The organism is Paenibacillus alkalitolerans, assembly GCF_016482785.1.
Taxonomy (GTDB): Bacteria; Bacillota; Bacilli; order Paenibacillales; family YIM-B00363; genus Paenibacillus_AE; species Paenibacillus_AE alkalitolerans.
In genome coordinates this window covers 1-21,944 of the sequence record NZ_JAEMXM010000023.1, presented here as the reverse complement: position 1 = coordinate 21,944, position 21,944 = coordinate 1, and the positions used below count along the sequence as shown (strand labels likewise).

Sequence of the window (21,944 nt, the reverse complement as noted above, 5' to 3'; positions counted from 1 at the left end):
CTTATATAGATCAATAATAGATGGGAGATGCACATGAAAGGAATCAGTTGCGAAAAACCGGACCGGCTGGCACGGATAGAATGCTCTGAGCCCGCTTACGTTCATGGAGAAGCGATTGTACGTATCCGCAGGATCGGGATTTGCGGCACGGATCTTCATGCTATGGCGGCATGCGGGAGCGAATTTCGGTTCCGATTACACATCTGGTTCGGGCCGATGGATTGACGTTGGATCAAACAGCCATTTCACCGCAACATGAACATATCGGATATTAATAGAAAAATGTCGGTTTTTCAGATTAAAAGCGATATGATTAAGAGCGATAATTAAAAATGTAAACGCTATCATAGTCATTTTGATGAATGAGGGGGAACTAAGCGTGAAAAAAGTACTAGCCATGATTCTAACTCTGACGCTGATCGGAGCAATCGTCGGTTGTAGCAGCGGAGGCGGCAATAATGATGCAACAACGCCTGCCGGCGGCGATTCCGCTGCCAAACCTGCGGAAACCGCCGAAGAAAGCAAGGAGCCCGTGAAGCTGCGAATTACCTGGTGGGGAGGACAATCCCGCCATGATTACACCCTGAAAGTCATCGAAATGTACGAAAAGGAAAACCCCCACGTCAAGATTGAACCGGAATATTCTTCATGGACCGACTACTGGAAGAAGCTCGCTCCCCAGGCGGCGGCCAATCAATTGCCTGACATCATTCAGATGGATTACGCTTACTTGGCCCAATTCGGCGAGCGAAACCAATTGCTTGATCTCACGCCATACACGAAGGATGGCCTGCTAAATGTAGAAGATGTTAGTAAAAACGTTCTCAACGCCGGCAATTTGAACGGAAAGCTGTATGCGATGAACCTCGGCGTCAATGCGATGGGACCGAGCGTTGATATGGAAATGATAAAACAAGCCGGCATCACGGATGTGAAGCAAGATTGGACATGGGACGATCTGGATTCGATTGCCGCGAAGCTGAAGGCGAACGGGAAAATGCTGGGCAGCTTCGGGCTTGATCATGACGGCATGTTCGGATACTATCTGCGCACACTGGGCCAAACTCTGTACAGCAAGGACGGAACCGCTCTCGGCTATTCCGACGACCAGGCGTTCATCGATTTTTATAACCGCTATCTGAAATGGTATGAGAACGGATATGTACCGACGTGGGACAAAGAATTGCAGCGGAAAGGGACACCGGAGGACGATGAGTTGTCGCTCGGCAACGCGGCGGTTGCGTTCCTCTGGTCGAACCAGTATATCGCCCTCAGCGATGCCGCGAAACGTCCGCTTGAGCTTCGTCCGATGCCGGGGCCGAATCAGAATAAAGGCCTGTACCTGAAGCCGAGCATGTTCTTCTCCGTGGCGGCAAGCTCCGAGCAGAAGGAAGAAGCGGTCAAATTCATCGACTATTGGACCAATAACATCGAAGCGAACAAGGTCATCATGGGCGAGCGCGGCGTGCCGGTTTCGTCCAAGGTGAAGGATGCGCTCAAGCCGTTGCTCACCGACAAAGAGAAGGCAATCTTCGACTATATCGACTGGGTGGAGAAAAACAGCAGTCCGTTGGATCCGCCGAATCCGGTCGGCGCCCCGCAGGTGAGACAACTATTGCGCGATTTGACCGAGAAAATGCTGTACAAGAAAATATCGGTGGAGGAAGCCGCCGCCAAATTCCGCAAAGATGCGAACGATATTTTGGTGAGCAACAAGTAATTCGCGATCGGACCGGTTCCAGCTGGAGCCGGTCCTCTTATACCTACGCATACCAAATGAGCGGGGAGCTGAACCCAATGAAGCTGCATGCATGGAAGGACAATAACCATCTGGTCGGCTATATATTCGCCGCTCCTTTTATCCTGGGCTTTCTCATCTTCACTTTATACCCGATCGCATCGTCCTTCTATTATTCGTTTACCGATTACAACTTGATGGATCCGCCCCGTTGGATCGGGTTTGGCAACTATTCCAAAATGCTGCACGATGACGATAAAATCTTCAAATCGCTGGAGGTTACGTTTATTTATGTGTTCGGCAGCGTTCCGTTTCGGCTTGCCTTCGCTCTCATGGTCGCGCTGATGCTGAACACGGCCTCGAAGGCCGTCAGGTTTTACCGATCCGCTTACTATCTGCCTTCGCTGATCGGCGGCAGCGTTGCCGTCTCGATCATGTGGTCGCAAATTTTCGGTGAGAAAGGACTGCTGAACTCAGTGCTCGGCTTGATCGGCATTCATGCGAACACGAACTGGATCGGCAATCCCGACAGCGCGCTGTGGACGCTGGTTGCTCTCTCCGTATGGCAATTCGGTTCTTCAATGCTGATCTTCCTGGCGGGGCTCAAGAACATTCCGGCTACCTATTACGAGGCGGCTAGCGTGGACGGCGCCAATGCTCCGCGCCGGTTTTTCAAGATCACACTGCCGCTGCTGAGCCCGATTATCCTGTTTAACCTGATCATGCAGACCATCTCGGCATTTATGACCTTTACGCCGGCCTATATCATCTCCAGGGGCGAAGGAGGGCCGCTCGACAGCACGCTGCTGTATTCGCTGTATTTGTACCGGAGGGCGTTCCAGTTTTTCGAGATGGGCTATGCTTCCGCTATGGCTTGGGTCATACTGCTCATCATCGGATTGATTACGCTGGCGATTTTCAAAACCTCGTCGCTCTGGGTTCACTACGAGTCGAAAGGGGAGAGATGAGATGATCGTGAATCGGAAATTCACAAATGCGACACTGTATCATCTGCTGGTCGGTGGGCTGGCCTTTCTCATGCTCTACCCGGTGTTTTGGCTCATCGCCAGCTCCTTGAAGCCGAATGCGGAAATATTTGCAAACGCGTATTCTCTTATTCCGAGCCGAATCGAATGGAGCAATTACGTAACCGGCTGGAAAGGGTTCGGGAACATGACGTTCACCACTTTTTTTAAGAATTCGATTATAATTTCCATCCTATCCACGGTCGGGGCCGTCTGTTCGTCGGCAGTCGTCGCTTATGCGCTGGCGCGGATTCCGTTCTTCGGCCGCACCTTCTGGTTCGGCTGCGTGATGATGGTGATGATGCTGCCGACCGATGTAACGACCGTCCCGCAGTACGTCATGTTCACCAAGCTGGGCTGGGTGTCGACGTTCAAGCCGATCATCGTGCCAAGTTATTTCGGTTTTCCGTTCTTTATCTTCTTGATCATGCAATTCATCCGTACGATTCCGCATGAGCTTGACGAAGCGGCCAAGATCGACGGCTGCAGCAAATTCGGCATTTTCTTCAAGGTCATTCTGCCGCTGATTATCCCGGCGCTGATGACGTCCGCGATTTTTTCGTTCTACTGGAGGTGGGATGATTTCATTACCCCGCTTTTGTATTTGAATAAACCGGAGATGTACCCGGTATCGCTTGCCCTCAAGATGTTCCTGGATGCCGATTCGCTCAACAACTGGGGAGGCTTGTTCGCCATGTCCACTTTGTCGTTGGTGCCGATCCTGATCGTCTTTTTCACGTTTCAAAAGTATATCGTTGAAGGGATCAGCACAAGCGGCTTGAAAGGATAGCGTGGTAGGGCATCGCAAGCGGTGATATACTGGGGAAAAAGGCTTGGCCGGAAAGGATATCCCATGACATCCGTATTTTCCACCAGATTCAGGTTGAGCGATCTGCGAATCAGGCATAAGGTGTTTGCTTTGATATCGCTCATCATGGCGGTCGGGTTCGCCGTTACTTACGCGGCACTTTCCTACGCATATGCCACATATGACAAGCAATTGTACCAGAAATCGTCGCAAGTGCTTCATTTATCATCCGCAGCGATCGAGAGCGAGCTAAAGAAGGTCGAGCAGCTTTCGTACAACGTCGCGACAGATGAGGGACTCCAACACGATTTGATCGGGCTTCGAGAATCCGTATCCGATTACGATAATATTCTGTTTTCGGTCGATATCATGGACCGGTTGATCAAACACGCCGGTAACGAGAAGTACATTGCATCCATCCGGATTATCAACAACCGCGGCAGGGAATTCCTCGCCGGGCAAGAGGAACCGATCCCGCTTGATAAGCTGGAGCATATTCGCCGGGAATCGGCCAAAGTAATGGGAGGGTTGCGCTGGATATATCCGGACCAGGAGAACGATAAGCTGATCGCAGCCCGGATGATCCGCTCCTACAAAAATTTTGATCTGAGACCGATCGGCACTTTGATTATTCAAGTCCGGTTGGATGAGATTGTCGACGACATCCTGCTGGGGACGGACTTGAAAACCAGCGAGCTTCATATTGTCGCCGAAGGAACGTCGGTCTATCCGGCCGGCGACCAAGTTGAAGGGATCGCCGGTTTTGACGGCTATAATGGAAAGGGATATGAGATACTCAAGACCAAGGAAGCGTTATTTTTGTCTTATTTTCAATCCGTGACCTACCGATGGATGTATTATTCGGTCATTCCGTTCGACCAAATTTTTAACCGGATTGTTTGGATGAAACAGGTGCTGCTGATCGGTTTTGCCGCCAGCCTTGTGTTGTTATTTGCCGTCTCCATTCGTTTTGCGCAAGGGATCACGCGGCCGATTGAGGATTTAATCGAGCGAATGAAGCAGGTACAGAGGGGTAACTATTCGTTGACCGAAATGGAAGCGCTTCCGATGGACGAGGTCGGGAAGCTGCATCGGGCGTTCCGCATGATGATTCAGGAAATCGACGAACTGATTCACGAAAACTATGAGAAGCAGCTTCTCATCCGGGAGACGCAATTCAAGGCGCTGCAGGCGCAAATCAACCCTCATTTTCTATACAATACGCTGGATTCCGTGATCTGGCTGGCCAAAGTAAACGGTCAGAAGCAAATCTCTGAAATCATCGAGGCGCTTGGGCAATTGTTCCGCAGCTCCATTTCGCTGAAGGAAACCCTGATCACGCTTGGGGAGGAGCTCGACATTGTCCGCAATTACGTCACGATCCAGAAGTTTCGGTTTCGGGAACGGCTGAATTTCGAAATGCGGGTCGACGAACGCTATTACAGCTGCCTTATTCCGAAAATGGCGCTGCAGCCCTTGGTGGAAAATGCCATACACTATGCGCTTGAGCCCTCGGATGAACCGTCCTTTATCCGGCTATATTCCATTGCGGGGCACAAGCGGCTAACGCTTATCCTCGAGGACAACGGACCGGGCATGGATGAAGACCTGCTCGTCAAAGTGCGCAGAGGGGAGGCCCGCACCCGCGGACAGGGCATCGGTTTGACGAACATCCGGGAGCGGCTGGAGATCGCATTCGGCGACTCATACGGGCTTCGCATCGAGAGCGAAAACGGAGCCGGAACCCGAGTGTATGTGGACATTCCGATGGAAATGAGGGAGAAGCATGCATAAAGTCATTATTGTAGACGATGAAGAGCTCATCCTCGAAGGCCTTACGAAAATCGTCGACTGGGCGGCTGCGGGAATGACGCTTGTCGGCCAAGCCCGCAACGGAGTTGAGGCTTTTGATCTCATTGTGCGGGAACAGCCGGACATTGTCATTACGGATATCAGGATGCCGCGGATGGACGGTCTGCAGCTCGCCGTCAAAGTAGCCGAAACGTATCCGCAGATTGCGATTATTATGCTCTCCGGATTCAACGAGTTCGAGTACGCCCAGACTGCGATGCGTCACGGCGTTAAGCATTATTTGCTAAAGCCCTGCAACGAGCGCAAGATCACTGAAGCGCTGCTCGAGGTCGCGGCGGAGCTGAAACGAAACGAACATAAGGAGCAATTCGTCCGATCCGTTAAAGAGGAGCTGACGAAAGTGCTGCCCCACGTGAAGCAGCAGGTGCTGAAGGAATTCCTCACCAACAAAACGTACGGAAACAAAGACTGGGAATACTACCGGAATCTATTCGATCTGAACCTGGAAAACAAACGGGTTCGATTGCTCTTGTTTCAATTGGAGAGCGCTTTCGAATTCGAACATATCTTTGCGGTGAAAAATATAGCCGAGGAATTATTGTCAAGGCCGGTGCTGAGCACCACCGTTGGCGAGCATGTGCTGATCGTCGTCGAAGACGACGGGGAGCTTGCCGGTTTGCAGGAGTTCATCTACAAGATTCGCTGTACGTTCCGGGAATACTATAAAATCGATCTGACGATCGCCTTGAGCGAGCCCGGCGAGATGACGGAGGCGCGGAAGCTGTACAAGCAGACGCTGGAGTGCCTCAAGCACCGGTTTTATTTGGGCGAGGGCAGTCTGATCACCGGTCACGACATTTCCGATGCGCAAGGGCTCGACTGCAAGGAATTTGCCTTTGACGACGAAGATTTAATCCTGCAGATCAAAACCGGACGCTGGAGTGATGCCGCACAGGCGATTGACCGCTACTTCGAGCAGCTCGGCGAGCTGCGATTGGACATCCAGAACGCCAAGTCGTATGTGATTGAGTTGTATATGGCGGTTATTCGACTGGGAGACGCGAGCGAACAGAAGAAATACATGGAGAAGCTCGTCGCTTTAATCGATCTCGACACGCTGCAGGCGATCAAGGCCTTCTTCAAATCGGTAGCCGAAAGCATCGCCAATCGGCAGTACGAGAGCCGGAAGAATAAGTATTCGGCGATCGTTTCCAAAGTGATCGGCATTGTGGAGGAACAGCTCGGGAATCCGGATCTTTCCTTGAACTGGGTGGCTCAGCGAATGTTATACATGAATCCTGATTACCTGGGTAAGCTGTTCAAACGGGAAACCGGCGAGAAATTTTCCAATTATGTTGTCCGGCGAAGAGTCGCTCAGGCGATCGAATGGATGCGGGAAAACGAGGATATCAAAGTTTTCGAGCTGGCTGAACGGCTCGGGTACGGAGACTATCCGCAAAATTTCAGCCAGGTGTTCAAGAAATACACCGGAAGCTCGCCTACCGAATACATCAAGGATCTGCCAATGAATATAGGGATTGCGTGCAAAAGAACAAAATCGTAATCGAAGGTGACACGAAAGCATCGTGCGTACAGAAACTGTACGCACGATTTTTATTTAGATATAAGAAAGTATAAGTTTCACATCTATACTTGGCTTATATTTCAACGGTAAACGGCGCCGACCTCGAAGAGGACGGCGAAGCCGTTTATCCTTGACGAGTGAACAGCAATTCCGGCGTTACAGCTTCCGTTATAAGGAAGTACCAGCTTCGCGCGAAGTGAGACAGGAGTGTTTGTTTCACAATGAAACACGGTGGTTCACGGATGAACTACGTGGTGCCGAAGTGAAACAGGAGGCGGGTAAACAGATGTGCTTGTTTCACATTGAACACGGTGGTTCACGGATGAACGACGTGGTGCCGAAGTGAAACAGGAGGCGGGTAAACAGATGTGCTTGTTTCACATTGAACACGGTGGTTCACGGATGAACGACGTGGTGCCGAAGTGAAACAGGAGGAGGTTAAAAAGGAGTGCTTGTTTCACATTGAAACACGGTGGGTCACGGATGAACTACGTGGTGCCGAAGTGAAACAAGAGGAGGTTAAACAGATGTGCTTGTTTCACATTGAAACACGGTGGTTCACGGATGAACTACGTGGTGCCGAAGTGAAACAAGAGGTGATTAAATGGGAGTGCTTGTTTCACATTGAAACACGGTGGTTCACGGATGAACCACGTTGTGCCGAAGTGAGACAGGAGGCGGTTGTGCTTCTACTTAACGCGGTCTTTGCTTCTTTGAATTGTAGAGGTTTTCTTACTTCGCGCCAAAAGTCGGTTGCATCATGAAATAAAACCAGCCGGTGGCGAAACCATACAAAGGTGAAGGCATTTATATAATATCGTATGTTGATCAGTGGGAGGGATGACAATGGGAGCAGTAGGTTACGGCTTCACTTCTACTGCGGTTATTTTAGTCCTGTATATCTTGTTGGTTATCGTGTTGAGAACATTCTGGGTAGTGTAACAGAACAGCCGTCCGGTGAGCACGACAAAGAACCATAGCCTGGCAAGAGCGCCTTGGTTCTTTGTTTTTTGCTGTGTTATGTGGTCAGAAGCGTGATTGCAAGCAAGTCGTACAAGACAAGCGGCAATATGACGTTGTAATACGGATTGTAGCACGGATAGAAAAACCGCTGATATCCCGCCGGCTGCCGGATGCCCAGATGAAGGACTCCTCCTTCGGCGCCGAGAATGACACCTTCGTAAACATGGCCGTCGATCGTCTGCACCCGGACATGTTTGTTCAGAAGTAATCACGCAGGATTGGCTCGATCAAGCTTTCGCTCCGATCAGAAGATATACTAAGGGAGAAGTTGAGACTGTCGATTAATCAGGAATAACATACTTTGTCGCTATAGGGCCGCGCGCTAAAGAAGCGGGCGGCGGAGGTGCCGGGCAAGCTTTATGCGCGCACCGGAGTCCGGCAGGAAGAGCTCGAGTCGATCCGTTCACAGCTGCAAATGCTACTGCGCAAAATCGACGAAGCGGTACAGACGTAACCGGCCGGCTATGTTCAATTAATTGAAATCACATTTTATAATGGCGGAACCAATCATGATTCTTGGGAGGATTACATGAAAGTCGGCAGAAACGACCCTTGCCCTTGCGGCAGCGGAGCAAAATACAAGAAGTGTTGTATCCCGAAATATGACCAACCGATTCCCAAACCGATTGACGCATTTGAGGATTTCGAGAGCTTTGCGGCACGTGCTTGGACGCCTGAGAAGCTGGAGGCTATGACGGAAACCGAGATTTTGGTTGAACTGAACGAATTAGGCATTATAACGGATAAGGCGCAATTTAATAATGAAGTGGAAGGATATATCAGCGTTGACGAGATCAGCGACAAGTGGATGAGAACTGTATCGCGAAAGCTCACGTCCTTGATGAAGATTTTCTTATGCTTGCTGCACAGGAGCTTTGGAACAGGTGGCTTCCGGATAAATTCTCCTTGCACCGATTGGAAGATATGCTTGAAGATTATTTGGATAATGATCCGGATCAAAGAATATTGGAGCGTTTTTTGGCGATATGGACCGCAATCAGAGAACATGTTCTCATTCCTTACAAGTGCCTGTCTTTTGATCAGTTTGAGGAGAAAACCGATTTTCCCTATGCTATGGATGCGGTTTTCTTCGATACGATACCCGATATGGTTAACGAGTGCCGGAACCGGCAGGAGGAAGATCCGGAAAGTTGGGATCGTTTAATCATGTTATATCGGGATATGATGGAGCATTTAACCGACATGCAAGAGGAAAATAAATTGAACCTGCGCCGCTCGTACGCGGAAGCGCACTTTTATAAAGGCGATACCAATACCGCCGATGAGCTCTTTAAGAAATTGATTGAAGAGCATCCCGATTGGGTATGGGGATATATCGGATGGGGGGACTTGTACAATCCCCGGTTTTCCGATTCGCCGGCAGGCGATAAGGACGAAGCGTTGCGCTTGTATCGTTTGGGATTGGACAAGGTTTCGTCCGATAGGGCCATATTGGAGGACCGGATCGAGGAACTGACTAACCGGTTGAGATCGTGCAAAAGGGGGAATTTCCCCCTTTTTTAATTTGAGATCAGCTCACGATTCCCGCGAAGCTGTATAGCCTACACGATAGCAATCGTAAGCAAGCTGCGTGAGCAGGTGCTCGACATTTTTTTCCGAGATCGGACCGACGGCTTGCAGCTTCATGCACTCGTCCATCGCTTTCCCGATATAAAAGTCCAGCACTTCATCCGAATCAGTGGCTTCCACGCTCGCCGTGGCATCTTGCAATTCGTTTTGCACTTCCTCGATGTTATCCATTTGTACCATCCTCATTTCCACATGTGATTTAGACGATTTTCAACGATTCGATGTCTATAACCCTTCCTAATAACACCTAAAAGTTTTCGTTGCCATAAGGAAAATTATTCAACCGCAACTCCGTGGTTTTTCAAAACTGAAATGGTTTTTTGATATATCGAGTCGTACTACCTCCGTCCTATAATGTGTTTGTGGTCGAGTTGTGATCAAAACAAAGGGGGAGAACGATGACTATCACCAGAAGCAAAGCGACCAACGCCTCCGTTTTTGGAGAGCGGTTTCAAATCAGGGACAAGTACAAGCTCTTTCTCATGGCGCTCCCGTTTCTGATATTGGCGTTTGTGTTTTCGTATTTACCGCTCTACGGCTGGATCTACGCATTCTACGATTACCGGCCGGGGATCCCGCTAAAGGATAGCGAATATATGGGGTTCTATTGGTTCACTTCCATGTTCTCGAACGAGATTCGGCAGCAGGAAATATTGCGCGTGATGACCAACACGTTCGCTATGAGCTCGCTGAGTATATTGACATCCGTATTGCCGGTCATCTTCGCCGTCTTCCTGACCGAGATCCGAAGCTCTTTATTCAAGAGAATAGTGCAAACGCTTACGACCGTACCTAACTTTATCAGCTGGGTACTTGTATATTCGTTCGCGTTCATGCTGTTCTCGGTAGATAACGGATTCGTAAACAACCTCTTGTTGAGCTTGGGCTGGATCGACCGCCCGATGAACATCCTCGCATCGGCCGACCATACGTGGTTGAAGATGACGATGTGGGAGGTTTGGAAGACGCTCGGCTGGGGCGCGATCATGTATATCGCGGCCATTACAAGCATCGACCAGGAGCTGTACGAAGCCGCCAGAGTGGATGGGGCAGGACGGTACCGCTTGATGTGGCATGTGACCGTTCCCGGAATTATGCCTACGTACTTCGTGCTCCTGCTCTTATCGATCGCGAATTTCATCAACATGGGATTCGATCAATTCTATGTATTCTCGAATGCAATCAACATGAGCAGCATCGAAGTGCTTGACTTGTACGTGTACAACATCGGAATGTTGAATTCCAACTTCTCGTTCGCTACCGCTGTCAGCCTGCTGAAATCGATCGTCAGCGTCGTCTTGCTGTTCGCTGCCAACCTTCTTTCGAAACTGATTCGCGGCGAAAACATCATTTAAACATCCTGGTGCAAGGAGGAGATCGGCTATGACGCTTAAGGAAAGGTTCTCGCTGTTTCACGTCGTGAATTATACGTTTTTCACCTTATTCACTTTGATTTGCGTGTTTCCGTTCTACTACTTATTTATCAATACGATCAGCAACAACGACTTAAGCAGCAGAGGGCTCGTGCTGTTTTACCCGATCGGGATCCATTTCACGAATTATATGGACGTGTTCAAGCTGCCCGGCCTGGGTACGGCGGCGCTTGTGTCGCTCGGCCGTACAGTGATCGGTACGGCGTTGACCGTCCTCGCTTCCGCGTTCCTTGGCTTCCTGTTTACGAAGAACGAGATGTGGGGCCGAAAATTTTGGTACCGATTCCTGATCGTAACGATGTACTTCAACGCCGGGCTCATTCCGTGGTATCTCACGATGCTGAATCTCGGGCTGGTGAACAATTTTCTCGCCTACATTTTGCCTGGGATCGTGTCGCCGTTCTTTATCATTCTCGTGAAGACATTCGTCGAGTCGACGCCGGCCGCGCTGCAGGAATCCGCTCAAATCGACGGTGCGGGTCACCTGGTCATCTTTGCGAAAATTATATTCCCGTTAATTACGCCGATTCTGGCCACAATCACCATATTCTCGGCAGTCTGGCAATGGAACGAATTTAGAGATACGCTGTTTCTGGTTACCGAGCAACGGCTGTTCTCACTGCAGTTTATCCTGTACCGCTATATGAATGAGGCGACTTCCTTGGCGCAGCTTATGCAGCAAACGGCCGGTTCCGCCAACATGGACTTGGCCAACAAGGCCACGCCGACATCGATTCGGACGACCGTGTCGATGATCGTCGTCGCGCCGATTTTGCTGGTGTATCCGTTCTTCCAGCGCTATTTTGTGAGAGGGATTATGATCGGCGCCGTGAAGGGATAATCCGCTTGAGTCAGTAAGAATACGATCCAGTGGAAGGAGGTGAACCCGTTCATTCTCGTAAGGGCTTTCAAAATATTGTGAAGGAAAAAAGGGTCGTCAAATTCGGCAAGTAATCAAAGGGAGGAACACATGACAATGATTAGAGGAAAAATGCGTTCGGCACTCGCCCTGCTATTAATCGCGATCTTCGTATTTACTACGGCGTGCAGCGGCGGAGGCGCAAGCCCTGCGGAGCAGGGAGGATCGTCGGAAGGGAACACACCGGAACAAACGTCGGATAACGGCGGCGGCACGGAGGCGGAGTCCAAGGAAGAGATTACGATTACGGTATTCTCCATGCTGGCGAACTATGCCGGCGAGCAGCCGGGCTGGTTCGCAAAGATGATCAAGGATAAGTTCAACATCAAGCTGAACATCATCGCATCCAACCTGGCGGGCGGCCAGCAAAAGATCGCAACGATGATGGCGGGAGGCGACTTGGGCGATCTGGTCGTGTTCGGCAGCAACGGCAAAGATTATCAAGACGCCATTAAAGCCGGATTGCTGCTGGATTGGAACAAGGACGGACTGCTCGAGAAAAACGGACCAGACATCTTAAAGAACGCAGGGCAAGCGGTGGAAGCGAACAAGAAGCAGTTCGGCGGCGGCACGGCCGTTTATGGGATAGGCCACGATGTCGGCATCGGCGAAGGCCCATCCGAAGGCACGACGATGACGTTCGGCCCGGATCTTCGTTGGGACTTGTACCAGAAGCTCGGCAGCCCGGAGATCAAGACGCTGGACGACTATTTGCCGGTTCTCAAGAAAATGCAAGAGCTGGAGCCGAAGAGCGATTCCGGCCGTCCGACGTACGGCTTCTCGTTGTGGTCCGACTGGGACGGCAACTACATGACTCTCGCCAAGGTCATCGCGCAGCTCCACGGTTATCAGGAAGGCGACGGCTTCAATCCCGCAGGCCTCACCCTCACCTCCGTGAACAGCGACGAATGGCAGGGATTGTTGGATGAGAACGGATACTACTTCAAAGGGTTGAAGTTCTACTTCGATGCGAACCAGATGGGCTTGCTCGATCCGGATTCGTTGACGCAGAAGTTCTCCGACGCGTCGAACAAGGTTAAGGACGGCCAAGTTTTGTTCTCCCTCTTCCCTTGGATGGATAACGTATATAACACGCCGGAACATACGGCGGCTGGCAAAGGCTTCGCGCTGGTGCCGTTCGCCGATGAGAAGATCGTGTCTTACGGTATGAATCCGTACGGCGGAAACCGCGTATGGGCGATCGGTTCGAAAGCGAAGGATCCGGCGCGCGTAATGGAATTTCTGAATTGGCTCTATACTCCGGAGGGTATCTTGGAAGCCAACTACGGCCCGAAAGGGCTGGCATGGGATATCGACGACAAAGGCAAGCCTTACGTGACCGAGTACGGCTGGAAGGCGCTGCCCGCGAACGCCGAACCGGTGCCGGAGGAGTACGGCGGCGGTACGTTCAAGGACGGCATGAACCAAATCAACAACACGACGCTGAAAATGTCCACGATCAATCCGGAAACCGAAGAACCGTACGATTACAACCTGTGGACGTCGACGCTGAACCACGATCCGGACCCGGTGACCAAGAGCTGGCGCGAAGCGATGGGCGTGATGACGCCGAAGGAATATTTCGAGAAGAACAATAAGATGGCCGTGATGAAAGCTATCTTTACGGGATCGGCTCCGGCTACGCCGCCTGCCGATATTCAACAGAAGACCAGCGAGATCGGCAAAGTCATCAAGGAATACTCCTGGAAGATGGTTTTCGCGAAGAACGAAGACGAGTATAACAAATTGAAGGCAGAGTTGATCTCGAAAGCGAAAGGCCTCGGATATGACGACGTTGTGAAATACAATGTCGATGAAACGACGAAGACCGTGTTCCCTAACAATTAATGACACCAATTCCCATACCGGTTTTAAGCCGGTATGGGAATTTTTGGCATGTCGGCCGGTTGCGGACTCGTGATAGAATGAGAAATAACTAAGTACGAGCTGGAGAGTGTATGCGTGCGTTTTCTGGAAAAATGGAGCCTCAGCGTCGTCTCGAAGTTCGTCCTGACCTTTCTGTCGATACTCACCGCTTCCATGGCGCTTATGGGAATGATTCTCTACTATCAGGCATCCCATGCGGCTATCGAGCAAGGAAGAATATTGATGAACCAGAACGTCCAGCAGATTAAAAACAACATCCTTCAGAAAGTGAACATGGTGCAAAATGTATCGCAAGTGATCGCCTTCGACCCGAAGATTCAAAGCTTCCTGGGAAACGCGTTCCTCAACGAACCGTATCAGCTGGAGGAATACCGGGATACGATCGCGCCGATTCTGGATAATTTGAGGCGCCAGAATACGTATATTCATTCCATCCGCATCTATATGGCGAACGATTCGATCCCTGAATTATACGACGGTTTCTATCATATGACCAGGCTGTCGGCGAATCTGCGATATGCTCCGTTCATTAACGATCCTCGTCTCACTTCGGCCTGGCACGGTCTGCATCAGGAGCAAGCGGTGATCGTTCTTCCGGGCTCGAGCCCGAACGCCAATGTATTTTCGTATAATCGGAAAATTTTCTCCAGCAAATATACGGATATGGTCGGCATGATCGAAATCGAGGTGGAGCGGAACGTGCTCTTTGAATCGCTCCATACGTCCGCGGCCCCGTATTCCGGAGACATCTACATTGTCGATCAAGGGGGGCATGTCGTTTCCGAAACCCGCCGCCCCGATGCGGGACAATCGCTGCGGGCGCTTGGGCTGCGGAACGTTCCGTCCGAAGGCAATATGAACGAAGTGACGGATGTAAACGGCGTACGCTCGATCGTCATCTCCACTCCGCTGGAAGGGCCGGGCTTGCGGGTGGTGGGCGTGTTTCCGGTCCGTCCGTTCATCTCTGCCATGGAGCATTCCCAGATACGGATATTCGGCGTACTGGCGGCGGCCTTGGCGCTGCTGAGCGTAATTGTATATTTTATGACGAACGCGCTGCTGCGGAGAATGAAGGTATTGCTGAGCGCAATGAAATCCGTCAGAGAAGGCAACTTGAACGTCTCCGTTCCGGTCGTCTCCAACGACGAATTCGCGCAGATGTCGATGAGCTTTAATCTGATGACCGGTCGGATTCACGATCTGGTTGAAACCGTTTACAAGAGCCGTATTTTGGAGAAAGAAGCGGAGCTTCGCGCTTTGGAGTCGCATATAAATCCGCATTTCTTATACAACACGCTGGCTACGATCGCTTGGGTCGGCCGCAAGGCGAAATCCCCGGAGGTCGTCCGTTTAGCCAATTCGCTCGCCAAGTTTTACCGTCTCGTGTTGAACAAGGGGGACTCGTCCATTCTCGTGCAAGATGAAGTCGAGATGGTCCGCGTGTACGCCGATATCCAAAAATTCCGATTCGAAGGCTTGTTCGATATTGTGTTCGATGTGGACGAGGCGTTGCTGCTTTACCGTATTCCGAAAAATATTTTGCAGCCGCTGGTGGAGAACGCGCTGACCCACGGGATCGAACCGAAGCGGGGTCATGGGACGATCATTTTGCGGATGCGTATGGACACGGCGGGGGACGGGGTCGTTCTGCAGGTGATCGATGACGGAGTGGGTATGGACGAGGAACGGGTGCAGGCGCTGCTCGGCGGGCAAATAAAGAGTACGAGCGGGAGCGGGTATGCCGTCAAAAATATTATCGAGCGGTTAAACGGTTATTACGAGCATCGAGCGGCGTTTGACGTGTTCAGCCGGCCGGGAGTCGGAACCGTAGTTACCATCAAGCTTCCGAAGGAGTGATTAGTCGGGATGTACTCCTTGCTGATTGTCGAAGACGAGCGTTGGGAAAGGGAAGGTTTGGCCGAATTGTGGGACTGGCGCGAGCTCGGCATCGAGATAGCAGGCACCGCGGCAGACGGTGCGGACGGGTACGAGAAAGCGATGCTGCTGCAGCCGGATATTATCATAACGGACATACGCATGCCCGGCATGTCCGGATTGGAGATGGCCAAGAGCATCCGCACCAGGAACCCGGACGTGCGCATCGTCGTGTTGACCGGGTACGGCGATTTCGAATATATGCGGGAAGCGATCACCTTGAGCGCCGATGACTATGTGTTGAAGCCGATCGAGGAAGAGGAGCTGCGGCAGACGATGATCCGCGTCGTTAAGAAGTGCGATGAGATCGGCGCGCGGCGGCTCGAGGAGTCGCGTCTGCTGCAGCGGCTGCAGCTCGGCGAACGGATCGCTGCGGAGAAGCTGTTATTGGACTTGTTGTCGGGCAGGGGAGGAGATTTGGAGGAGCTCGCCGCCGAACTGCTGGGTCTGGATGCCGGCATGAACGCACCGGGATATGCGGTAATGGCGGTCGTTCCTCGCGAGACCGTGCCCGGCGAGGCGGTACGCCGCACGGCAGGGGCGGGCGCCTATATCGTCGGCTGCGATGATTTCGCGGGCGGGTTCACCGTCGTGCTGCCGGTGGGAGCGAACGGCGACGCCGATGTCGGTGAAGAGCCGAAACAGTTGGCCGAACGCTTGCTGGCGGCGTGGGACGAGATGTCTTCATCGCTCCCGACCGTCGGAGTCGCTGCGCCGGCGCTGTCGTTGGTCCAGCTTAAGGACGCGTACCGGCAAGCGGTGGAAGCCGCCGGATACGGCGTCTTCTATGGAATAGGCGGAGCGGTCGTCTGGGAGGACGCCGCGGAGGGGCGGCGGCGTTTCGGAGAGCTCTCCCACGATTTTCACTCGCAGTGGCAGGAGCTGTCACGCCAGCTGCGTATGCATGTGTTGGCTTTGCAGCCTTCGGCGGTTAAAGATATGTTGGAGCGGATGTTCGGTCTCGTTCGGATGCATCCCGGGGCCGGGAAAGAGTACATTACGGCGCTTATCAACGTACTGCTGATCGAGTTATCGATGTTGGACGATGACCGGCAGCCGGACGGGAAGCCGGGAGACCGGGAGTTATTGGCGCTGAACCGGCTCGACGAGATTCAAGGTCGCGTTCAGGAATATGCCGCACGTCTGATGGAGCGGCTGGATTCAAAGCGAAACCGCAAGGACGATTACATCGCGGAAAAGACGATCCGGTTGATCGAAGAAAAATACGGTTCGAAAGAGCTTAGCCTGACGATGCTTGCGGAAGAGGCGTTCGTCTCGCCGAACCATCTCGGCGTATTGTTCAAGAAGGCTACGGGCGTGACGGTGCACCAGTATATTACGGAAGTCCGCATGCGGAAGGCGGAAGAGATGCTTCGCCTGACTAAACGGAAGGTTTCGGAAGTGGCTGAGCGGATCGGGATGGCCAATCATTCGTACTTCTGCACCGTATTCAAACAAAAGCACGGCATGTCCCCGGGAGAATATCAGGAGCTTATGCAGCGGCGGTAATGGGAGGAGGAGCGGAAGAAGATGAGAAAGGGAGCGTTTCCCGTCGGCATCGGGACAATAATGGCTGTTGCCGCATTGATTGTATTGCTATCGGCCATCTTCGGAAGCGCCGGCCCCGAACCGTGGGAACAAGCCGGCTTTGCTCGGGAGATAACGGCGTCTTCGCACGATCCGGAGCCGTCCTCCGCCGGAGCCGGAGAGGCTCCGCCGCTTTCGGCGAGCGGCGGCTTATCTTGGAGGCAGGACACGTCGCCGTTTACATTCACGCAGTATTTCTACGGCAATTGGGCAACGAATTATTTGTGGAGGGGCCAGTACGCGATGAAGCTGGTCACCGAGAAGACGGGCGTCACAATCGACCGCAAGCTGGCGGTGGGCAGCGACGAGGACTATTTGAATATGATCATCGCCACCGGCGATTTGCCGGATACTCTCATGCTCGATTGGAACAATCCGGCGGTAGCCAAGCTAATCGACAACGGTCTCGTGTATTCGATGAACGAGTTGATCGATCAATACGCGCCCGGGTTTTGGCGGATGCTCGATCCCGAGATGGTTCAGTACCATTCGATTGACGGTAAGCTGTGGTACTTGCCCAATTTTTACGAGCAGAAGGACCGGCTGACGAACGGAAAGCCGATCGTCTCGATCCGCCCTTGGTTTATCCGCCGGGATATTTACGAAAATCTCGGCCGCCCGAGGATCGAGACGACGGACGAGTTAAAGCAGATCCTGGGGGAAATCAAGACGGAGTATCCTTTACTATATCCGTTGGGAGTCGATTTCTTCGATGTGGCGAAAAACGGATTCGGCGGAAGCATGTCGATGTACTATTTGATTTATTCATTCTCGCCGTATTTACAAGAGGAGCGAATCCGGGACGACGCTCAGGAAGTGCTCTATCCTATGCGCAACCCGGGGTTTATTGAAGCGTTTCGCTATATGAATTCGTTGTATCGGGAAGGCATCCTGGATCCGAAGTTTCTGATTACAAAGCAAGAGCAATACCAAGAAGGCATGTACCGCGCGGAATATGCCGCCGCATCGCAATTTTTGAACGGCATGTACACGCAGTTTAATCCGACCATTAAAGATACGGCGGGAGAAGACAAAACTTACGTCGTGTTGGACGGGCTGAAGGCCCGTGACAGAGAGCCCCGCTACCCGGCTTCCCGGCTGCTCGGCTGGCAAGGCTTCTTCATTACTAAGAAAGCCGCACGCCCCGACCGGATCATCCGATTCGCGGAGTATGCGTGGTCGGACGAGGGCCAGATGGACTTAATGTTCGGCAAGGAAGGCGAAACGTACGAATTTGTGGACGGTCTCCCTCAATATATGCCGGAAGTCCGCGAGCTGATGAACGAGGACTATATCGCTTGGCAGCAAAAATATGGATTCGAGGCGTCCACCTTGCTATGGCGTGCCGGAGAGTTGTGGGATAGGGCGGATTTGCGGGAGATGATCCTTTCCCGCCCGGATGAGTACAATGCCGCGATGAAGCTGTCCCGGTTCAACTACGACGATTACGCGCTCGGAATGGAAAATTTGGAGCCCGACGGCTCCACGCCGGAAGGCGTCATCAATACGAAAATCAAGGATTTGTGGAACAAGGCGATTACCCACTTGATCATGGCGTCCTCCGACGAGGAGTTCGATAAGATATACAGGCAATTTATCGAACAGATGGATGAGGCAGGCGCGAAGCGGGTGGAGAAAGAGATGTACCGCCGGCATTTGATCGATTTGAAAAAGAAGGGGATTGGGTAGCGGCGGATTGTACAAACGGGGGTAAGTCGAGATACTCATTGCCAATGCGCTTTTGCGCGATTTAATTCTGCTTGCAGATGGTTATGCCTTATAGTTTATGTATAGAGGAATGGCGGTTTGGAAGGGTGCCGTACTTAGAGCGTGTGCTTGATGGCAATCTGGCGTAGTTCGGCTTTATCTTGGATAAGTTCCGCCAAACCGCAAGGGAAATGGACTTGCAAGAGTCACAAACCGCTTACTTGTCATGGGGCAAAGGTCCGAAACGATCGTTACAATTCTCGAAATCCGGCGCACCTCATGTGGAAAGGCGATATTCGACACATTTTGTCAGAAAGAAGACGCCTTCCTCATGTGTAAGTGAAGAAATGAAAGAAAGTTGACCTTGAAAACCCGACCTCACGGGGGTCGGGTTATTGCTATACTTTATTATCGATACAATGCGTTCGGATCATCGAAGAGAGCTCTTGAAAAGAGTACTTATGATTAACCATATCCACGGTAAAATCTTCAGCGACCTCCCGGTCCATTTCAAAGCTGTATCCGTTCAACTTCAGGAAGATGACAAGAGCGGCAAAAGCAGTTCTTTTGTAAGCGTTTTGGAACGGAGGATTCTGCCCTAACGATTCAAAGAGTGCCACGGCTTTTTCGAAAACGGTCGGATACTCGTCATCGCCAAAGGCCGATGAGCGGGGGCGCCAAACCGCAGATTCCAACATACCGCTGTCCTTGACACCTATGTGTTGCCCGGGGCTATATTTCTGGATCACAGCTACATTAATGGCGATGACCTCTTGTACGGATAAATAGCGAATAACCATTTAACGATCCTTCAAGCCCTTGAGGGTTTCATCATATTGTTCCATGACTTCCGACAGGGTCTCCAAGAAGTCGGGGCCGATACCGGAAGGCAATTCCACTTTATATGCTTTGCGAATAACGATTTCTCCATCCGATTTTCTTACATCAATATGCACGGTATCGCCAAGCTCAAGACCGATTTGTTTCAAGGCTTCCGTCATCGTAATACCGAGACTGTTTCCGAATTTTGTCACCTTACGTTCCATCTCCGTCACCTTGCCCATAGAATTCCCCTCCTTATTATACTATTCAATTGTTATAACAATTATACGTACAAACTGTCTGATAAAAAAGGTGTATGCAAGGAAAGAAACAGAAAATTTCCGAATATGTTGAATACCATGGAATGTTAATCTTAGGGGGCCAACCAAATGTCAGCAAACCAAAGCATTTTAGAATGGACCTTGGTGTCGGAGTGTCCCGTCCCGCAGGATGTTAACGCCATTTTAGTGGATGGGGAAGCAGCGGTTGCCGCATATAAAACGTTTCGGGACACCGCTATTTTCACCAATAAAAGGTTGATTGTGAGAGATGCGCAAGGCCTTACTGGAAAAAAAGTGGAGATATACTCCCTGCCTTACTCCTCCATTAATATGTGGTCGACGGAGAACGCCGGCGGGTTCCTTGATTTTAATGCGGAGGTAGAATTATGGACTCGGGCGGGTCGTATCAAGGTGAAATTGCAAAAAGGGGTGGATATCCGCAAGTTTGATAAGCTCATCGCCAACGCCCTCTTGCGGGATTAAGCGGCAATAAGCTTGAAAACCCGACCTTACCGGTCGGGTTTTTGCCGTTGCAAGCGACTGAAGACGATCTCTGAATATTTAACAAAAAAGACGGAAAATTAAATCGAAATTCTTTCATGAAAATAACTATAATTAGAATTGAAAGCGCATTCATAGATTCCAAGAAGAGCCGCGAAATATCCGAACACAAGGAGGTGAAGAAACTGAACATAATGCGGTAATACATGATGTCTTTCACTCTTGTTGAAGAAGACATGGTCCATCAATACGAGGAGGTATTTTATGAAAAAAGTATTGCTTACCGCGCTAACTGTCGTATTATGTTTGTCTTTTACGTTTGGCGGTTTAGCATCCGCGTCAACGCCAACCGTCTACAAATTTAATTTTGGCGCAGGACCTCAAGGGCCGGGTTATATTGGAGTGAGCGCTGCTGAAGCATATGCTTCCGAGAAAGGGTACGGCTTTAACACGCCTCAAGACGTAGTGAATGTCGCAGCATCCGGAACAGGCGTGGGCAGCTCGGCCGTACAGTTTCTAAAATACGGGGTAACGAGCGCAAACACATTCAATGTTGATTTGGATAGGGGACTTTACCGGGTTCAGGTCATGTTAGGAGATACCTCGAGGTCGAGCGTAGCGGCGGAAGGCGTCTACCAACTATTAAATTTGACGGGAATCAATCCGGAAGATTCCTTCCTGATTCCCATCACGGACGGACAATTAAATCTCATTGTAACTGCGGGCAGAGAGGGCCAGCCTCATACACTATCCGCCCTCATCATTACGAAAGTGTCGAAGGATCCTACCATGCCCAGGACGGTATGGATCGGCGGAGATTCGACGGTATGCAACTACTATCCCAAGATGCCGATGAACTCGTCGGTTGGGGACAAATCATGCCGGAACTTGTGAATCCGGAAACCTTTCAGGTTAGAAATATGGCTTCTGCCGGACAAATTGCAAAAGGCTTCTTGGAAGGCGGTTCGCTGGATACCATCCTGAAATACAGTGAACCTCCCCTACTTACTTGCTATCGCAAGTTGAAGTCGGGGCTTCTTACCATGCAACATCTTCCATTCACCAACGTAGATGCGGGTTTGCCGCGTCTACTCCATATACCATATATGGGGTGTCATTGAAGTGCCTATAGTAAGCAACATGTGTTCTCTAACACATGGGGCGGTCCGGCCCATCTACTACTTCATGCTTAAGCAATCCGTAGATACTTTGTCTTCGTGTCCACATCGAAATGCCGGATCTCCCCATAGAGCGCCTTGCTCAGAATATTCCTTGCACCATGTATATCCCG

The 21,944-nt window shown here is 51.2% G+C and carries 20 protein-coding genes and 2 pseudogenes; 18 read left to right on the top strand and 4 right to left on the bottom strand.

The window, feature by feature from the left end:
- Window positions 1-33: 33 nt before the first annotated feature.
- The 8 genes and pseudogenes from JET16_RS24405 to JET16_RS24370 all read left to right on the top strand — a co-directional run.
- Window positions 34-245, top strand: a pseudogene (locus tag JET16_RS24405) (alcohol dehydrogenase); the annotation flags it as partial.
- Window positions 246-379: 134 nt separating this feature from the next.
- Window positions 380-1,720 (top strand): ABC transporter substrate-binding protein, encoded by a 1,341-nt coding sequence (locus tag JET16_RS24400; protein ID WP_199621485.1) that lies wholly within the window; start codon window positions 380-382, stop codon window positions 1,718-1,720.
- 77 nt (window positions 1,721-1,797) lie between these two features.
- Window positions 1,798-2,706: a carbohydrate ABC transporter permease gene (locus JET16_RS24395; RefSeq protein ID WP_199621484.1), complete on the top strand. Its 909-nt coding sequence runs from the start codon at window positions 1,798-1,800 to the stop codon at window positions 2,704-2,706.
- Window position 2,707: 1 nt separating this feature from the next.
- Entirely contained in the window at window positions 2,708-3,553 is an 846-nt protein-coding gene (locus tag JET16_RS24390) for a carbohydrate ABC transporter permease (protein WP_199621482.1), read from the top strand.
- Between the two features lie 63 nt (window positions 3,554-3,616).
- Window positions 3,617-5,365, top strand: coding sequence for a sensor histidine kinase (locus tag JET16_RS24385; RefSeq protein ID WP_199621479.1), 1,749 nt, complete (start codon window positions 3,617-3,619; stop codon window positions 5,363-5,365).
- Entirely contained in the window at window positions 5,358-6,947 is a 1,590-nt protein-coding gene (locus JET16_RS24380) for a response regulator transcription factor (protein ID WP_199621477.1), read from the top strand. Before JET16_RS24385 ends, JET16_RS24380 begins: the two co-directional genes overlap by 8 nt.
- Window positions 6,948-7,420: 473 nt before the next feature.
- Window positions 7,421-7,732: a hypothetical protein gene (locus JET16_RS24375; RefSeq protein WP_199621475.1), complete on the top strand. Its 312-nt coding sequence runs from the start codon at window positions 7,421-7,423 to the stop codon at window positions 7,730-7,732.
- 82 nt (window positions 7,733-7,814) lie between these two features.
- The gene (locus tag JET16_RS24370) at window positions 7,815-7,910 is read left to right on the top strand and encodes a sporulation protein YjcZ (RefSeq protein WP_199621473.1); all 96 of its coding nucleotides are present in this window, start codon (window positions 7,815-7,817) and stop codon (window positions 7,908-7,910) included.
- 76 nt (window positions 7,911-7,986) lie between these two features.
- Here the strand turns inward: JET16_RS24370 and JET16_RS24365 are convergent, their stop codons facing one another.
- Window positions 7,987-8,175 (bottom strand): hypothetical protein, encoded by a 189-nt coding sequence (locus tag JET16_RS24365; protein WP_199621471.1) that lies wholly within the window; start codon window positions 8,173-8,175, stop codon window positions 7,987-7,989.
- A 345-nt stretch (window positions 8,176-8,520) separates the two neighbouring features.
- Between JET16_RS24365 and JET16_RS30970 the strand changes: the two are divergent.
- Window positions 8,521-8,583, top strand: a pseudogene (locus tag JET16_RS30970) (SEC-C metal-binding domain-containing protein); the annotation flags it as partial.
- A 212-nt stretch (window positions 8,584-8,795) separates the two neighbouring features.
- Window positions 8,796-9,515, top strand: coding sequence for a tetratricopeptide repeat protein (locus JET16_RS30965; RefSeq protein ID WP_199621606.1), 720 nt, complete (start codon window positions 8,796-8,798; stop codon window positions 9,513-9,515).
- Between the two features lie 12 nt (window positions 9,516-9,527).
- On the opposite strand, the gene JET16_RS24350 is transcribed toward JET16_RS30965, so the two are convergent.
- Window positions 9,528-9,752 carry a hypothetical protein gene (locus JET16_RS24350; protein ID WP_199621468.1) on the bottom strand — a complete coding sequence of 75 codons (225 nt, stop codon included), beginning with the start codon at window positions 9,750-9,752 and terminating at the stop codon, window positions 9,528-9,530.
- A 227-nt stretch (window positions 9,753-9,979) separates the two neighbouring features.
- Here JET16_RS24350 and JET16_RS24345 point away from each other — a divergent pair, with 227 nt between their 5' ends.
- The 6 genes from JET16_RS24345 to JET16_RS24320 all read left to right on the top strand — a co-directional run bounded on the left by JET16_RS24345 (window position 9,980) and on the right by JET16_RS24320 (window position 19,031).
- Window positions 9,980-10,936, top strand: a complete 957-nt coding sequence (locus JET16_RS24345; protein WP_233532203.1) for an ABC transporter permease — start codon at window positions 9,980-9,982, stop codon at window positions 10,934-10,936.
- Window positions 10,937-10,964: 28 nt separating this feature from the next.
- The gene (locus JET16_RS24340; RefSeq protein WP_199621465.1) at window positions 10,965-11,855 is read left to right on the top strand and encodes a carbohydrate ABC transporter permease; all 891 of its coding nucleotides are present in this window, start codon (window positions 10,965-10,967) and stop codon (window positions 11,853-11,855) included.
- A gap of 135 nt (window positions 11,856-11,990) precedes the next feature.
- The gene (locus JET16_RS24335; RefSeq protein ID WP_199621462.1) at window positions 11,991-13,781 is read left to right on the top strand and encodes an extracellular solute-binding protein; all 1,791 of its coding nucleotides are present in this window, start codon (window positions 11,991-11,993) and stop codon (window positions 13,779-13,781) included.
- 114 nt (window positions 13,782-13,895) lie between these two features.
- Complete coding sequence (locus JET16_RS24330; RefSeq protein WP_199621460.1) at window positions 13,896-15,677, top strand: cache domain-containing sensor histidine kinase; 1,782 nt, start codon at window positions 13,896-13,898, stop codon at window positions 15,675-15,677.
- Window positions 15,678-15,686: 9 nt separating this feature from the next.
- Complete coding sequence (locus JET16_RS24325; RefSeq protein WP_199621458.1) at window positions 15,687-17,264, top strand: response regulator; 1,578 nt, start codon at window positions 15,687-15,689, stop codon at window positions 17,262-17,264.
- A 21-nt stretch (window positions 17,265-17,285) separates the two neighbouring features.
- On the top strand, window positions 17,286-19,031 hold the full coding sequence (locus tag JET16_RS24320) for a type 2 periplasmic-binding domain-containing protein (protein WP_199621456.1): 1,746 nt from the start codon (window positions 17,286-17,288) through the stop codon (window positions 19,029-19,031).
- 416 nt (window positions 19,032-19,447) lie between these two features.
- On the opposite strand, the gene JET16_RS24315 is transcribed toward JET16_RS24320, so the two are convergent.
- Together JET16_RS24315 and JET16_RS24310 are read right to left on the bottom strand one after the other, a co-directional pair.
- On the bottom strand, window positions 19,448-19,849 hold the full coding sequence (locus JET16_RS24315; protein ID WP_199621454.1) for a type II toxin-antitoxin system death-on-curing family toxin: 402 nt from the start codon (window positions 19,847-19,849) through the stop codon (window positions 19,448-19,450).
- A complete protein-coding gene (locus JET16_RS24310; RefSeq protein WP_199621452.1) occupies window positions 19,850-20,113 on the bottom strand; it encodes an AbrB/MazE/SpoVT family DNA-binding domain-containing protein in 264 nt (87 codons plus the stop codon).
- Window positions 20,114-20,260: 147 nt separating this feature from the next.
- On the opposite strand from JET16_RS24310, the gene JET16_RS24305 reads away from it, so the two are divergent.
- Both JET16_RS24305 and JET16_RS24300 read left to right on the top strand, forming a co-directional pair.
- A complete protein-coding gene (locus JET16_RS24305; protein ID WP_199621449.1) occupies window positions 20,261-20,635 on the top strand; it encodes a PH domain-containing protein in 375 nt (124 codons plus the stop codon).
- 282 nt (window positions 20,636-20,917) lie between these two features.
- Window positions 20,918-21,547 (top strand): hypothetical protein, encoded by a 630-nt coding sequence (locus JET16_RS24300; protein ID WP_199621447.1) that lies wholly within the window; start codon window positions 20,918-20,920, stop codon window positions 21,545-21,547.
- The last annotated feature ends 397 nt before the right edge of the window (window positions 21,548-21,944 follow it).